The 13,427-nt window shown below is 68.3% G+C and carries 15 protein-coding genes; 3 read left to right on the top strand and 12 right to left on the bottom strand.

All coding sequences use genetic code 11. The features are described from left to right. Positions 1 to 74: 74 nt before the first annotated feature. Positions 75 to 506 carry an Lrp/AsnC family transcriptional regulator gene (locus tag LG334_RS10805; RefSeq protein WP_404385975.1) on the bottom strand — a complete coding sequence of 144 codons (432 nt, stop codon included), beginning with the start codon at positions 504 to 506 and terminating at the stop codon, positions 75 to 77. Between the two features lie 153 nt (positions 507 to 659). On the opposite strand from LG334_RS10805, the gene LG334_RS10800 reads away from it, so the two are divergent. Continuing rightward, entirely contained in the window at positions 660 to 1,775 is a 1,116-nt protein-coding gene (locus LG334_RS10800; protein WP_404385973.1) for a saccharopine dehydrogenase family protein, read from the top strand. A 225-nt stretch (positions 1,776 to 2,000) separates the two neighbouring features. Here LG334_RS10800 and moaA read toward each other — a convergent pair whose 3' ends face one another. From moaA to napF, 8 genes are all read right to left on the bottom strand, one after another. Next, a complete protein-coding gene (gene moaA / locus LG334_RS10795) occupies positions 2,001 to 2,990 on the bottom strand; it encodes a GTP 3',8-cyclase MoaA (RefSeq protein ID WP_404385971.1) in 990 nt (329 codons plus the stop codon). 74 nt (positions 2,991 to 3,064) lie between these two features. Then, entirely contained in the window at positions 3,065 to 3,721 is a 657-nt protein-coding gene (locus LG334_RS10790; protein WP_404385969.1) for a NapC/NirT family cytochrome c, read from the bottom strand. Between the two features lie 41 nt (positions 3,722 to 3,762). Next, positions 3,763 to 4,215, bottom strand: a complete 453-nt coding sequence (locus LG334_RS10785) for a nitrate reductase cytochrome c-type subunit (protein WP_404385967.1) — start codon at positions 4,213 to 4,215, stop codon at positions 3,763 to 3,765. A gap of 25 nt (positions 4,216 to 4,240) precedes the next feature. Then, positions 4,241 to 5,206 carry a quinol dehydrogenase ferredoxin subunit NapH gene (gene napH / locus LG334_RS10780; RefSeq protein ID WP_404385965.1) on the bottom strand — a complete coding sequence of 322 codons (966 nt, stop codon included), beginning with the start codon at positions 5,204 to 5,206 and terminating at the stop codon, positions 4,241 to 4,243. After that, positions 5,203 to 6,015, bottom strand: a complete 813-nt coding sequence (napG, locus tag LG334_RS10775) for a ferredoxin-type protein NapG (RefSeq protein WP_404385963.1) — start codon at positions 6,013 to 6,015, stop codon at positions 5,203 to 5,205. The genes napH and napG overlap by 4 nt, the downstream gene beginning before the upstream one ends. Before the next feature lie 84 nt (positions 6,016 to 6,099). Beyond that, a complete protein-coding gene (gene napA, locus LG334_RS10770; protein ID WP_404385961.1) occupies positions 6,100 to 8,589 on the bottom strand; it encodes a nitrate reductase catalytic subunit NapA in 2,490 nt (829 codons plus the stop codon). Next, a complete protein-coding gene (locus LG334_RS10765; protein WP_404385959.1) occupies positions 8,586 to 8,906 on the bottom strand; it encodes a chaperone NapD in 321 nt (106 codons plus the stop codon). Before LG334_RS10765 ends, napA begins: the two co-directional genes overlap by 4 nt. Positions 8,907 to 8,922: 16 nt before the next feature. Continuing rightward, positions 8,923 to 9,447 carry a ferredoxin-type protein NapF gene (napF, locus tag LG334_RS10760; RefSeq protein ID WP_404385957.1) on the bottom strand — a complete coding sequence of 175 codons (525 nt, stop codon included), beginning with the start codon at positions 9,445 to 9,447 and terminating at the stop codon, positions 8,923 to 8,925. 254 nt (positions 9,448 to 9,701) lie between these two features. Here napF and LG334_RS10755 point away from each other — a divergent pair, with 254 nt between their 5' ends. Further along, the gene (locus tag LG334_RS10755) at positions 9,702 to 11,135 is read left to right on the top strand and encodes an ATP-binding protein (protein ID WP_404385955.1); all 1,434 of its coding nucleotides are present in this window, start codon (positions 9,702 to 9,704) and stop codon (positions 11,133 to 11,135) included. Positions 11,136 to 11,142: 7 nt separating this feature from the next. On the opposite strand, the gene cutA is transcribed toward LG334_RS10755, so the two are convergent. After that, on the bottom strand, positions 11,143 to 11,490 hold the full coding sequence (cutA, locus tag LG334_RS10750; RefSeq protein ID WP_404385953.1) for a divalent-cation tolerance protein CutA: 348 nt from the start codon (positions 11,488 to 11,490) through the stop codon (positions 11,143 to 11,145). A gap of 145 nt (positions 11,491 to 11,635) precedes the next feature. Between cutA and LG334_RS10745 the strand changes: the two genes are divergently transcribed. Beyond that, entirely contained in the window at positions 11,636 to 11,896 is a 261-nt protein-coding gene (locus LG334_RS10745) for a hypothetical protein (protein ID WP_404385951.1), read from the top strand. Here LG334_RS10745 and LG334_RS10740 read toward each other — a convergent pair. Together LG334_RS10740 and LG334_RS10735 are read right to left on the bottom strand one after the other, a co-directional pair. Beyond that, positions 11,884 to 12,963: a hypothetical protein gene (locus LG334_RS10740; protein WP_404385949.1), complete on the bottom strand. Its 1,080-nt coding sequence runs from the start codon at positions 12,961 to 12,963 to the stop codon at positions 11,884 to 11,886. The two genes, LG334_RS10745 and LG334_RS10740, sit on opposite strands and share 13 nt — an antisense overlap. A gap of 128 nt (positions 12,964 to 13,091) precedes the next feature. Next, positions 13,092 to 13,328, bottom strand: coding sequence for a hypothetical protein (locus LG334_RS10735; RefSeq protein WP_404385947.1), 237 nt, complete (start codon positions 13,326 to 13,328; stop codon positions 13,092 to 13,094). Positions 13,329 to 13,427: the final 99 nt, after the last annotated feature.

Genomic DNA, 13,427 nt, shown 5'->3' with positions numbered 1-13,427 from the left:
CAGACAGGGACCACTGTGCTGCGAATCGTTCTCAGTTGCGAGACGGAATTCGCGGTATTTTTGATCGGTTTTCTCTATCGCTCGAACTTGGTGGTCATGAGGATGGACGTCGTGGTCCGCTCCACCCCCGGCAGCGCGCCGATGGTGTCCACCAGGGCGTCCATGGCCTCCATGGTCTCGGCGGCGACCACGGCGATCATGTCGTGCAGGCCGCTGATGGTGTGCAGGGCGCGGACCTCCGTCATGCGTTTCAGCGCCGTCACCACCGCGGCCGCCTGCTTGGGATCGACGCTCAGCAGCACATGGGCGCGGATCATGCGCCGCGCCGTCTCCTCCCCCAGCCGCACGGTATAGCCGGCGATGACGCCGGTCTCCTCCAAGCGCCTGAGCCGGCCCTGAATGGTGGAGCGCGAGGTGTTCAGGTCCCGCGCCAGGGCGGCGGTGCTCGCGCGGGCGTTGCGGCGCAGGCACTCCAGAAGGCGGCGGTCGAGGGGGTCCAGGGTCATTTTGCCGGTGGCTCCGTCGGATTGACGCATCATTGCCGACATTCTGTCAGGTTGGCGGCTTCAAATCGACACTCCTGCCGCCGACAATAGGCCTACATGCGTGGTCGGCGATGCACCGGCCTCGACATCACGGACCGGATCAGGAGAGGTTTCATGCGCGACATCCTCGTGCTCGGCGGCGGCAAGATCGGCGAGACCATCTGCGACTTCCTCAGCAACAGCGGCGACTACCGCGTCACCGTCGGCGATCGCCACCAGAGCATCCTCGACCGCCTGCCGCAGCGCGAGGCCGTGCGGAAGCAGGTGGTTGACGCCACCGACCCGGCGGGGCTGCGGGCCGCCATGAAAGGCCACTACGCCGTCATCTCCGCCCTGCCCTACGACCTGACCGTGGCAGTGGCGGAATCGGCGCGGGATACGGGCGTGCATTACCTGGATCTGACGGAGGACGTCGCCAGCACCCGCGCGGTGAAGAAGCTGGCCGAGGGCGCCGGGACCGCCTTCATCCCCCAGAGCGGCCTGGCGCCCGGCTTCATCTCCATCGTCACCCACGACCTGTGCCGGCGCTTCAACGAGCTGGACACGGTGGGGATGCGCGTCGGCGCCCTGCCCAAGTACCCGACGAACGCGCTGAACTACAACCTTACCTGGTCCACCGAGGGCGTCATCAATGAATACCTGGAGCCCTGCGACGCCATCGTGAACGGCCGCGCCGTCCAGGTCCCGCCGCTGGAGGAACGCGAGGAATTCTCCCTCGACGGCATGAAGTACGAGGCCTTCAACACCTCCGGCGGGCTCGGCACCCTGTGCGAGACCCTGGCCGGCAAGGTGCGCGCCATGAACTACAAGTCCGTGCGCTACCCCGGCCACCGCGACATCATGAAGGCGCTGCTCCACGACCTGCGCCTGGGCGACCGGCGCGACGTGCTGAAGGACATCCTGGAGCACGCCATCCCCGGCACCATGCAGGACGTGATCCTGGTGTTCGTCACCGTCAGCGGACGCAAGAACGGGCGGCTGATGCAGGAATGCTACGCCAACAAGATCTACGGCCGCGAGATCGCCGGCGTCACCTACTCCGGCATCCAGACGGCGACGGCTTCGGGCGTCTGCGCGGTGCTGGACCTGCTGGCGGCCGGCCGCATCGCGCAAAAGGGTTTCGTGAAGCAGGAGGACATCGCCCTGCCCGACTTCCTCGCCAACCGCTTCGGCATGACCTTCGCGCGGGAAGAGGATTTGGCGGCCGAGGTGCGCGTGGCGGCGGAGTGAATGCGCAGTGCCGCGCCATGGTGCGGTGAAGCCACCAAGACACGAAGGACACCAAGAGATTGTGCCAACGGCGCCGCTGTCGGATCAGCGGCGCCGCGGGCATTCGTAATGAGGCGGCCCTGACGGCCCGCATGATCGAGCCACCGTCGCGGCAGACGGGCGCGGTTTCTTGGTGTTCTTCGTGTCTTGGTGGCTATACCCGCAACCCGTCAGCCACAGGGCGCCTCACCCGCCCGTCGCATTCATGGCGCGGCCGGGCGTCGCGCCGTCGTGGAAGCGGTGGCCGTCGGGCTTGAGGCCGATGGCGCGGGCGATGGCGCCCTTCAGCGCATCGGGCTCGGCCGAGCGCAGCGGCACGCGCAGGTCAACGGCGTGATCCTGGCCGAGACAGGGGTAGAGCATTCCGTCCGACGCGACCCGCACGCGGTTGCAGCCGGCGCAGAAGCAGGCGCTGGTGGCGGCAATGAAGCCGATGCGCCCGCCGGTCTCCACACACCGCCAGTAACGCGACGGGCCGGGTGTGCGGTGGGCGTCGGGAAGCAGCGTCCAACGGCGCGCAAGCTCTGCCTTCAGGTCATCCATGGGGCGGTAGTGGCGGTGGAAATCGAAGGCCGCCGGGCCGATGGGCATGACCTCGATGAAGGTCAGGTCGTGGCCACGCGCGGCGGCGAATTCAATAAGCCTGTCAATGTGATGCGGGCTGTCATTTACACCCTTCTGCACCACGCAGTTCAGCTTCACGCCCATCCCGGCCGCCTTCGCCGCGCTGATTCCGGACATCACGGCCGACAGGTCGCCGCGCCGGGTGATACGCGAGAACAGGGCGTCGTCGACGGTATCCAGCGACACGTTGACACGCCCGACACCGGACTGCGCCAGCAGGGGCACGAAGCCTTCCAGCATGCTGCCGTTGGTGGTCAGCGTCAGCGCCTTGAGGCGGCCTTCCGCGCGCCGTCGGCCCAGGTGATCGAGCAGCGCCGGCAGGCCCTTGCGGGTCAGCGGCTCGCCGCCCGTCAGGCGGATGTCGGTGACGCCCAGGTCCAGGAAGGCGTCGGCCACCTGTCCCAGTTCCTCGATCGACAGCACGCGGGACTTGGGCGCGAAGGCCTGGTCCTCGGCAATGCAGTAGTGGCAACGGAAGTCGCAGCGCTCCGTCACCGACAGGCGCAGGTAGGTGATGCGGCGGCCAAGAAGATCGGTCAGCGACGGCGCCATGGCGGCGAACTCCGGTTGAGTCTCAGGTCCGCCGGGCCCAGGAGGGACAGGCCCGGCGGCGGTTGGACGGACGATCACCCCTCCGGCTTGGCGTCCGGCTTCGGGTTGGCGTGGCGGTAGACCAACTCCGGGTTGATGCCGTAGGCGCCCTTGGGCAGCTCGTGCGCGATGCCCTTGTGGCAGTCGATGCAGGTCAGGCCCTCGTCGGTGGCGCGCAAGTGGTTCTCACGGGCGCGCTTGGACTGAAGGGTGACGTCCATGGCGTCGAAATCGTGACAGTTGCGGCATTCGCGGCTGTCGGTTTCCTTCATGGCCCGCCACACGTTCTGCGCCAGTTCCAGGCGCTTGGACTCGAACTTCTCGGGCGTGTCGATGGTGCCGAGCGCGGTGTGCCACAGCTCGCGCGTCGCCTGGATCTTGCGCACCACCTTGTGCTGCCACTCGTGCGGCACGTGGCAGTCCGGGCAGGTCGCCCGCACGCCCGAGGCGTTCTGGTCGTGCACCGTGCCCGCGTACTCGACATAGACGTTGTCGCCCATCTCGTGGCAGGAGATGCAGAACTCCTCGTTGTTGGTCATCTCCATGGCGGTGTGGAAACCGCCCCAGAAGACGATGCCGGCGATGAAGCCGCCCACCAGCAGCACGCCCAGCGAGATGGCGCCGGCCGGGCCCCAGAACCAGCCCCAGAGCCGCTTGATGAAGGTCGGCTTGCGATCCTGATCATTGGACATTTCTCGTCCCTCCTTACAACAAAATCAGAGCCTTGCGGGGATCAGTCGCGAGCCGGCTCGAAGGTGTTCTCCACCAGCTCCGGCGCGTCCATCTGGGGCACGTGGCACTGGGTGCAGAACCAGCGGGTGCGCGCCACGTCGTCCAGGCGGTTGCCCTGACGGTCGACGTAGTGGGTCTCGGAAACCTTGGGCGCGCCGAAGTCGGTGTTGAACGGCCAGTCATGGCAGCTCATGCACTGGTTGGTCTTCAGGTCGACCTCGTACTTGTCGATGCGGTGCGGGATCAGCGGCGGCTGCTGGCGGTAGGCGCGGCCGAAGCTCTTGCCCTCCTCCACGCCGTGGATGTCCGGCTTGGCATCCTGGGCGTCGACGGCGACCGGGCCGCGCAGGCTTTGCACGCTGGCATCCGGGCCGGCGGCGGTGGCGGCGAAGGCGAGGCCCAGCGCCACGAGACCGGCGCCGGCGGTGGTGAGGATCTTCTGGAAGCGGTTCATCTCGGGTTCTCCCCTGTCGAAGAAGTCATTCGGCGGCGGCCGGCGCGGCCGGGCGGGACTTGGGTTCGGTGTCGTTGGCGGGTTCGGCCCTGCGGTGGTCGAACCGATGGGTGAAGGCGAAGACGTTGCGGTGGCAGATGTCTATGCAGCGCCCGCAGTTGGTGCAGTCGCGCGACAGGATGACGGGCGTCTCGCCCTGCCCTCCCTTCAGCGCGGGGTTGATGACGTGCGGCTCCGGGCAGACGTGGTAGCAGGCCATGCACTTATCGCAGGCGTTCCGCGCCTTGGCGGAGACCCGCGTCAGGCTGGCGGTGCCGATCAGGCCATAGGCCGCGCCCACCGGGCACAGGTGCCCGCACCAGCCGCGGTTGGCAGCGAAGATGTCGAACAGCACCACACCGCCGATCAGCATCCAGGCGAGCGAGCCGGTGAACACCACTCCGAACACCAGCTCGCGGTGCAGCAGGGTGACGGGGTTCACCACCTCCCACGCCATGGAGCCGGCGAGCGCGGAGACGGCCACCACGGCGGCCAGCGCCCACAGGCGGGCGGAACGCGAGATCTGCAGACCCTGCTTGATGCCGAGCCGCACGCGCAGCCGATGGGCGCCGTCGGTCAGCACGTTCACCGGGCAGACCCACGAGCAGAAGGCCCGGCCGCCAACCACGACGTACAGCGCCACCAGAAGCGCCGCGCCAATCCAGGCGGTGGCGATCAGTCCATGTCCCGCCGCCAGCGACTGGAGGAACACCAGCGGGTCGGTGAAGGGCACGACGCCCAGCATCTCGCTGGAGGCCAGCGTGCCGCGCATGATCCACACGCCAAGCAGCGGGCCCGTCAGGAACAGCACCAGGGCGAGCGCCTGGCTCACCCGGCGCAGCAGAAGCCACTTGCTGGCGCGCAGGCGTCCCTTGGCGGCGACGGCCAGGCGGGCCGGGTCCTGCGGCGTGACGATGTCGCGGGCGGCGGCATTTTTCGGCGTCTTGCTCATGGCTTGAAGCCTTTCAGCCCGCCCGAGGGCGTGCTCTCAACATGGTCCTGTGAATAGCCCCGGTCCGGCAGGTCGATGGTGTCCGGGATGAGCGCCTCGCCCTTCTTGCGCTTTTCCTCCCAGCCCAGCCGGTAGTGCTCGGCCGAGGAGCCCAGGGCCACCTCGCGCGGCAGCACCTTGATGGCGGCGGCCTCGGGCAGCACGCAGGCCTTCTCGCACTTGCCGCAGCCGGTGCAGGCGTCGGGGTGGACGGTGGGTTCGAAGATGGCATGGACGCCGGTGCGGGTGTTGGGCCGCATCTCCAGCGTAATCGCCTCGTCGATCATGGGGCAGACGCGGTAGCAGACGTCGCACCGCAGGCCCAGCATGTTGAGGCAGGTGGTGCGGTCGATGAGCACCGCGACGCCCATGTCCGCATTGGTGATGTCGGTCAGGCCGTGGTCCAGGGCGCCCGTCGGGCAGGCGACGACGCAGGGGATGTCCTCGCACATCTCGCAAGGCACGTCGCGTGCCGTGAAGAAGGGCGTGCCGATGGGCGCCTCGTCGGCCACCCCGGCCAGCTTGAGCGTGTCGTACGGGCAGGCGCGGACGCACAGGCCGCAGCGGGTGCAGGCGGCCAGAAAGTCCCGCTCGTCGGCCAGGGCGCCCGGCGGCCGCAGGGCCTGGGCGGCCTTCACCGTGGCCTGTCCGGCGACGATGGTGTGCAGGCCCAGCCCGAAGACCGCCGCCACACCGGCCGCCTTGGCGGTGCCGGTGAGCATGGCGCGGCGGCTGGGGCCGCCCTGTCCTGTTCCCTTGCGTGTCGTCATCTCTTGCATCCCCTCTCGGGAGGGGGCGGGCGGCGGTTCAGGGTTTTCCCGGGCCGCCGCCCGTCACTCTCCGCGCACCTGCGCTCAGGCCTTCACCACACGGCAGGCGGCCTTCTTGAAGTCCGTCTCCTTGGAGATCGGGCAGGTCGCGTCGAGGGTGAGCTTGTTCACCAGCTGGCTCTCGTCGAACCAGGGGATGTACACCACGCCCTTGGGCGGCTTGTTGCGCCCGCGGGTTTCCACCGTGGTGGTCACCTTGCCGCGGCGGGTTTGAAGCTCGACCGGCTGGCCGCGCCGCAGGCCGCGTTCCTTGGCGTCAAGCGGATGCATGTACACCACCGCGTTGGGGAAGGAGCGGTGCAGCTCGGGCACCCGCCGGGTCATGGAACCGGAGTGCCAGTGCTCCAGCACGCGCCCGGTCACCAGCCACAGGTCGTACTCGTCGTCGGGCACCTCGGCAGGCGGCTCGTAGGGCAGCGCGAAGATCACCGCGCGGCCGTCGGGCTTGCCGTAGAACTCCACCTTTTTGTCGCCGTTGACATAGGGGTCGTAGCCCTTGCGGAAGCGCCAGAGGGTCTCCTGGTCGTCCACCACCGGCCAGCGCAGGCCGCGCGACTGGTGGTATATGTCGAAGGGTGCCAGGTCGTGGGCCTTGCCGCGGCCGAAGATGGCATATTCCTCGAACAGGCCCTTCTGGATGTAGAAGCCGAAGTCGCGGGCCTCGTCGTTGAGCTGGTCGTCGGCCAGTTCCGTCAGCGGATAGGCGTCCACCTGGCCGTTGGCGTACAGCACGTCATAGAGCGTCTTGCCGCGGTATTCGGGGTTGGCGTCCAGCATTTCGGCCGGCCACACCTCGTCGGTGGTGAAGCGCTTGGAGAACTCCACCAGCTGCCACAGGTCGGACTTTGCGCCGTTCGGCGGGCTGACCTGCTGGCGCCAGAACTGGGTGCGGCGCTCGGCGTTGCCGTAGGCGCCTTCCTTCTCCGCCCACATCGCGGTGGGCAGGATCAGGTCGGCGGACAGGGCGGTGACCGTCGGGTACGGGTCCGAGACCACGATGAAGTTCTCGGGATTGCGGTAGCCCGGATAGGTCTCCTCGTTCAGGTTGGGCGCCGCCTGCATGTTGTTGTTGCACTGGACCCAGTAGACGTTGAGCTTGCCGTCCTTGAGCATGCGGTTCTGCAGCACGGCGTGGTAGCCGGGCTTTTCCGGGATCAGGCCCGTCGGCAGCTTCCAGATCTTTTCGGCATAGGCGCGGTGGTCGGGGTTCATGACCACCATATCGGCCGGCAGACGGTGGGCGAAGGTGCCCACCTCGCGGGCGGTGCCGCAGGCCGACGGCTGGCCGGTCAGGGAGAACGGGCCGTTGCCAGGCTCGCTGATCTTACCGGTCAGAAGGTGAATGTTGTAGACGAGGTTGTTGGCCCAGGTGCCGCGAGTGTGCTGGTTGAAGCCCATGGTCCAGTAGGAGACGACCTTCTTGGACGGATCGGCGTACAGCTTCGCCAGCGCGATCAGGTCCTTCTCCGGCACGCCCGAGATCTCGGAGGTCTTCTCCACCGTGTAGTCGGCGACGAAGGCCGCAAAGGTCTCGAAGTCGATGGCCTCGGACGCGCCGGCCTTGTCGGCGTTGGCGGCGGCCTGTTCCAGCGGGTGTTCGGGACGCAGGCCATAGCCGATGTCCGTCGCGCCCTTGCGGAAGTTCGTGTGGGCGTTGACGAAGTCCCAGTTCACCGCGTCGTTCTGGATGATGTAGTTGGCGACGAAGTTCAGGATCGCCAGGTCCGACTGGGGCGTGAACAGGATCGGCAGGTCCGCCAGCTCGAAGCTGCGGTGCTCGAAGGTCGACAGCACGGCGACCTTGCAGCCCGAGTGCGTCAGGCGGCGGTCGGTGAGGCGCGACCACAGGATGGGGTGCATCTCCGCCATGTTGGAGCCCCACAGCACGAAGGCGTCGGCGTGCTCCAGGTCGTCATAGCAGCCCATGGGCTCGTCGATGCCGAACGTGCGCATGAAGCCGGCGACGGCCGACGCCATGCAGTGGCGCGCGTTGGGGTCGATGTTGTTGGAGCGGAACCCGGCCTTGAACAGCTTGGCAGCGGCGTAGCCTTCCCACACCGTCCACTGGCCGGACCCGAACATGCCGATGGCCGTCGGGCCCTTTTCCTTCAGGGTCTGCTTCCACTTCTCGGCCATGATGTCGAAGGCTTCGTCCCACGACACCGGCTCGAAATCGCCCTCCTTGTCGTACACGCCGCCCGACTTGCGCAGCATGGGCTGGGTCAGGCGGTCCTTGCCGTACATGATCTTGGACAGGAAGTAGCCCTTGATGCAGTTCAGGCCCTTGTTGACGGGCGCATCCGGGTCGCCCTGCGTGGCGACGATGCGGTCGTCCTTGGTGCCGATCAGCACGCCGCAGCCGGTGCCGCAGAAGCGGCACACGCCCTTGTCCCACTTGATGTCGTTGCTGCCGGTGGCGGCCTTGGCGGCGCCGGCGGGAAGGCTGACGCCCGCCACGGCGGCGGTGGCGGCGGCGGCGTTGGCCTTGATGAACGTGCGGCGGGTGGTCTTCATGCCTCGATCTCCCCTTCCAGGGCCTTGGCGTCCTCGAAGTGATGGAAGACGAGGGAGGACGCCGCCACCCCGTCCCAGTCGTTGATCTGACGGATGCGGTCCAGCGCGCTGGCCTCCTCCGTGTCCTCCACCACGACGACCAGACGGCCGTCGCCGGTGGCGGCGTGGACCTCGCAGCCCGTCGTCGCGCCCAGGCGCTCGGACAGGGCCGCGCTGCGGTCCGGGCGGGCGTGCACCAGCAGCCCGCAAATGTTGACGAGCGCCGCGTTCAGCGGCGGCGCCTCGGGTTCGGTGCGTTCAAAGCGTCCCGTGCGCATGGGTCGCGTCCCCTCCTCAGGCGGCGAAGGTCACGGCGACGGCCCCCGCCGGGCACGGCCCGACGCAGGCACCGCAGCCGGTGCAAAGGTCGGTGACCAGCTCGGGCGAGGAGCGGCCGCCGACGGAAAGACCAAAACGGATGGCGCCGGCCTCGCACTGCTCGCCGCAGACCCGGCAGACCACGCCCGCCGCCGATAGGCAGCCGGCGCCGATCTCGATGCCGTGCGTCCAGGCCGGGCCGGGCGCGGCCTCGGTGGCCGGGCGGATGGCGCCGGGGCGGCAGGCATCGGCGCAGGCGCCGCAGAACTCGCAACCGGCCTTGGAAAAATTGACTTCCGGCACGCCAGAGGCCATGACAATGACGCCGGTCGGGCAGGCATCGGCGCAGTCGCCGCAGCCGCTGCAGGCGTCCAGGAACCGCCGCTCAGGCAGGGCGCCCGGCGGCCGCACGGCCTCGACGGTGCGCGCCCCGGCCAAGCGGCGGAACAGGCCCCGGCGGGTCACCTTCTGATCCGATACTGCGGTATTGGTTACGGCCATGACGGCCTCCGGCACGAAGCGTTTCTAGCACCTTTGTACTGCCGAAAAGACCGCATATCAACTGAGGGGATTGCTCGGATTTTAGTCCTACTGCGCCGCTCGGGATTGGAGTTTTCAACACCTTAGCTGCCATTTCCGCCGAAACCGGCGGATTGCCGCGGTTTCACCTCGATCAAGAGAGCACCATGACCTCCCAGCCCCGCCGAGAAACCATTCGCCCCAATACAGTACCTTCGGACCGACCATCGGCCTGGATGACGCGCCGCTATGTGCTGGCCCTGGCGGCGGTGGCCCTGCTGGCGGTTTCGGGTCTGGCGGCCTTCCAGGCCATGGCGGCGGCCTATGACAGAACGCTGGCGGTGGTGAACATCTCGGGCCGGCAGCGCATGCTCAGCCAGCGGATCGCGCTGTACGCCGATTCGCTGGCCGACGGCGAATGCCTCCGTGCCCGCGCCCAATGCGTGGCGGAGCTGGCCGAGACGGTGAACACGTTCCGCCGCGCCCATCACGGCCTGGCCTATGGTAGCGAGGTCCTGGACGTGCCCGGCCCCACCAGCCCGGCAATCTCGGCCCTGTACTTTTCCGGCGAGCCGTCCCTGCACCAGCGCGTGCTGCGCTACATACATGCCGCCGAACAGGTGGTCGAAGCCGCGCCCGACGACCTGACGCCGGAGCATCCGGCGGTCGCCTACATCCTGACCCAAGGTCCCGGCCCCTTGCTCGAGTCCCTGGATCAGGTCGTGCTTCAGTATCAGTTGGACGGCGAGGAAGCCTACGAGACCCTGCGGCGGCTGGAGATCGCGGTGGTCACGCTGACGCTGCTGACGATCCTGCTGGAGGCGCTGCTGATCTTCCGTCCCATGGTCCGGCGCACGCAAACCCAGTTCGACCACATCGAGCGCATGGCCGAGCATCTGCGCCGCGCGAACGAGACACTGGAACAGCGGGTCGCCGCCCGCACACGCGACCTGGCAGACGCCAAGGCCGAGGCCGACAAGGCCAACCTGGCCAAGTCGAAGTTCCTGGCCGCCGCCGGTCACGACATGCTCCAGCCCTTGCAGGCAGCCGAGATGTTCGCCGGCCTGTTGGCGGCGGAACCGCTGTCCACCCGTGGCGAGTCGCTGCTTGCGGAGTTGCGGCGCACCCAGGACTCACTGCGCCACCTGGTGCGGTCGGTGCTGGACGTTTCCAAGCTGGAGGCCGGCACGGTGACGCCCAGTTTCCAGCCGGTGCCGGTGCGGGCCCTGCTCGACGGGCTGGCGGCCGAGTTCGGACCGCAGGCGCTCGACCGGGACCTTCGGCTCAACGTGGTGGCGCCGGACGTGGCCGTGGAGAGCGACCCGATCCTGTTGGAGCGCGTGCTGCGCAACCTGATCGGCAACGCGCTCCGCTACACCGACGCCGGCGGCGTGGTGCTGGGCGCCCGGCTGCGCGGCGACCGGGTGTGGCTGCAGGTGGTGGACAGCGGCGTCGGCATGGAGTCCGACGACCTCGACCGCATCTGGCAGGAGTTCGTGCAGGTCGGCACCAAGGCCCACGACCGCAGCGAAGGCCTGGGCCTCGGCCTCGCAATCGTGGAGCGCCTGTGCCGCCTGCTCGGCCACCGGGTGTTCGTCAGTTCGCGGGTCGACCACGGCAGTTGCTTCACCGTGGACTGCCGGCGCACCGACCTGCCGCACGACGTCTGAGGCCGGCTCAGCGCCCAGTTGTCGAGTGACCGGGAAACTGCGACGTCATTTCCTGAATCCACTGCAGGAAGTCGGCATTGCCGTCGTCGATGGAAACGGAGACGACGCAGGGGCAGTCGTAGGAATGGACTTCCTTCACCCGGGCAATGACATCGTCGACCATGCCCTGGCGGGTCTTGGCGATGAAGGCCACCTCGTCGTCCTCCTGCACCGCGCCGTCCCACCAGTAAAGGGACGTCATGCCGCCCAGGATGTTGACGCACGCCGCCAGGCGTTCCTCCACGAGCACTCGGCCGACCTTCTTGGCCTCCTCGGTGGAACCGGCTGTCATGTAGATGAGTACGGGCCTCGACATGGACTCCTCTCCCTCCTGCCCATAGACTCCGGCGTGATGCCCGGCTTGAGGGGGACGCACGCCGATGGGGTCTGGGAAAATGGTGAGTGATCAGGGTGTTAAGGTCAACGCTTCAGCCAATGAAGACGCTCCGACTCCGGTCGCCTTGACACCGGCACAACATCGCTGGCTGGCACGCGGTTTGGCGCAGCCGGGCGGCAAGCTTCCGTTGTTCGACCGCAACGGACGCAAGGTCAACGCCGCCATGATCCGCCGCTGCATCGACAAGGGCCTGGCGGAGCCGTGGTTCGCCAACCCGCTCAAGCCCGACTGGCTGGTCTGCAAGCTGACCCCGCTCGGCCGCGCCTCGGTTCGCGCCGCCGGAACCCCGCCAGAAGCCGCGCCCGACGACTTCTACGACAGGTAGGGACGCAGCAACTCCACGGACTCGGCAACACCGGTGGGAGACGCCGGCGCAGGCCGCGGTGCCTGCAACACCGCCTGTAGTTTTTTGTGGAATTGCCCGGACCTGAAGGCGGCGTCGTCGATTTCCTCCACCGCCACATGGCGGGCGGCCCAGCTCATCATGTGCGGCGTTTCCGGCCAATCATTGCGGGATCGGTACAGAAGGGGCGTGCCGGCGCAGGCACATTCCGTGACCGTACCGTATCCCGGCTTGGTCACGACGGCGTCGACGGACGCCACGAGTTCGGGAAACGTGAACGGCAGGTTGTCCCCCTGCACCATGTCGGGATGCCCGGCGCAGGTGTCCGGCCCGCGGTGGATCAGCCGCCAACCCGGGAAGCGCGGCCACGCATCCACGGGCAACGGGCCGCCGACGCGGCCCATGGTGATCAGCGCCAGGCGGCTTCCCTCCGCAACGCCCAGCGTCGCTTCGAGCGCCGCCCGCCGAGGCGCCGCCCTGGCGCAGATCGGCCCCACGGCGCGCGCCGGAATGCCCTCCGCCATGGGCACGAAGGGCGTGGTGGCGAGAAGCAGGTCGCAGGCGGAATAGATGGCCTCCAGGCGCTCCAGGATGCTCCGGCCGCCGGGCATGGCGCCACAGTATGCGCCGAAGATCTGCCCCCAGTGGAACGGGGCCAGCGCGACGGCCGGAAGACCCAGCCGCCGTGCCGCCTCCAGCGGCACGAAGCCGACGTTGGACACCACCAAGTCCGGCGCGAAGGCGCGCTGGCGGTCCATTTCCTCGGCGACCACGGCCTCGAACCGCTGGAACAGCTCCTGGTAGCGGGCCAGGCTGGCCTCTGGATCGACCGTGTTCGGGTCGCTGTTGACCATGCCTGGGTCGGCGATGGCCCTGTCGTGCAGGACGGGCCGCACCGGCAGCCGAGCACGCACCCATGGCTCGGGCGGTCCGCCGACCACCCCGAGGCGCAGGCCGGGAACGGCTTCGGCCAGCGCCGAAAGGACTTGCACGGTGATGGCCCCATGGCCGTACCCGTGGGGCGTAATGGCGGCGTAGAGGGCGGGCATGACGGGCTCCGGAAGGCGCAGACGGCGGTTGCGTCCGTTCTACCCTCGGCGCCGTCGGGCGGACCAATGAAAAAAGGGCGCCCCGGCGGGACGCCCTTTTCCATCGTCTTTCGACCGCTGGCGGGACATCAGCCGCGCAGGCGGCTCCGCACGGTCATGGCGAGGAAGGCCAGGATACCGGCGGCGGCGACTGCGGTCAGCATGTGGCCCCACCACAGGCCATAGTCGGCGGCCGCGACCTGCCCGCCCAGGAAGGCGACGAAGGCGGACGCCCCAAGGGCGGACGCCGCCGTCGGCGCCACCAGGCGCGCGATGGCGAAGACACCGGCCCATACGGCCGCGAGCAGAAGCAGCAGTACCATCATAAGCACACCCAATTCATCCCAAGGCACCAACGACGACGAAGGGCGCCCTGTGCGGACGCCCTTCGGGTCGAGTGCGGAAACACTCAGCTGTCGTCGAGA

It is taken from the genome of Caenispirillum salinarum, from assembly GCF_044803115.1.
Classification (GTDB): domain Bacteria; phylum Pseudomonadota; class Alphaproteobacteria; order Rhodospirillales; family Rhodospirillaceae; genus Caenispirillum; species Caenispirillum salinarum_A.
The sequence above is the reverse complement of the archived record's forward strand: the minus strand, read 5'-3'. Positions and strand labels throughout refer to the sequence as shown.

What these genes read in the sequence shown, in the direction of transcription:
- LG334_RS10805 (WP_404385975.1), bottom strand. Translation starts at nt 506, where the DNA reads ATGACCCTGGACCCCCTCGACCGCCGCCTTCTGGAGTGCCTGCGCCGC.
- LG334_RS10800 (WP_404385973.1), top strand. Translation starts at nt 660, where the DNA reads ATGCGCGACATCCTCGTGCTCGGCGGCGGCAAGATCGGCGAGACCATC.
- moaA (WP_404385971.1), bottom strand. Translation starts at nt 2,990, where the DNA reads ATGGCGCCGTCGCTGACCGATCTTCTTGGCCGCCGCATCACCTACCTG.
- LG334_RS10790 (WP_404385969.1), bottom strand. Translation starts at nt 3,721, where the DNA reads ATGTCCAATGATCAGGATCGCAAGCCGACCTTCATCAAGCGGCTCTGG.
- LG334_RS10785 (WP_404385967.1), bottom strand. Translation starts at nt 4,215, where the DNA reads ATGAACCGCTTCCAGAAGATCCTCACCACCGCCGGCGCCGGTCTCGTG.
- napH (WP_404385965.1), bottom strand. Translation starts at nt 5,206, where the DNA reads ATGAGCAAGACGCCGAAAAATGCCGCCGCCCGCGACATCGTCACGCCG.
- napG (WP_404385963.1), bottom strand. Translation starts at nt 6,015, where the DNA reads ATGACGACACGCAAGGGAACAGGACAGGGCGGCCCCAGCCGCCGCGCC.
- napA (WP_404385961.1), bottom strand. Translation starts at nt 8,589, where the DNA reads ATGAAGACCACCCGCCGCACGTTCATCAAGGCCAACGCCGCCGCCGCC.
- LG334_RS10765 (WP_404385959.1), bottom strand. Translation starts at nt 8,906, where the DNA reads ATGCGCACGGGACGCTTTGAACGCACCGAACCCGAGGCGCCGCCGCTG.
- napF (WP_404385957.1), bottom strand. Translation starts at nt 9,447, where the DNA reads ATGGCCGTAACCAATACCGCAGTATCGGATCAGAAGGTGACCCGCCGG.
- LG334_RS10755 (WP_404385955.1), top strand. Translation starts at nt 9,702, where the DNA reads ATGACGCGCCGCTATGTGCTGGCCCTGGCGGCGGTGGCCCTGCTGGCG.
- cutA (WP_404385953.1), bottom strand. Translation starts at nt 11,490, where the DNA reads ATGTCGAGGCCCGTACTCATCTACATGACAGCCGGTTCCACCGAGGAG.
- LG334_RS10740 (WP_404385949.1), bottom strand. Translation starts at nt 12,963, where the DNA reads ATGCCCGCCCTCTACGCCGCCATTACGCCCCACGGGTACGGCCATGGG.
- LG334_RS10735 (WP_404385947.1), bottom strand. Translation starts at nt 13,328, where the DNA reads ATGATGGTACTGCTGCTTCTGCTCGCGGCCGTATGGGCCGGTGTCTTC.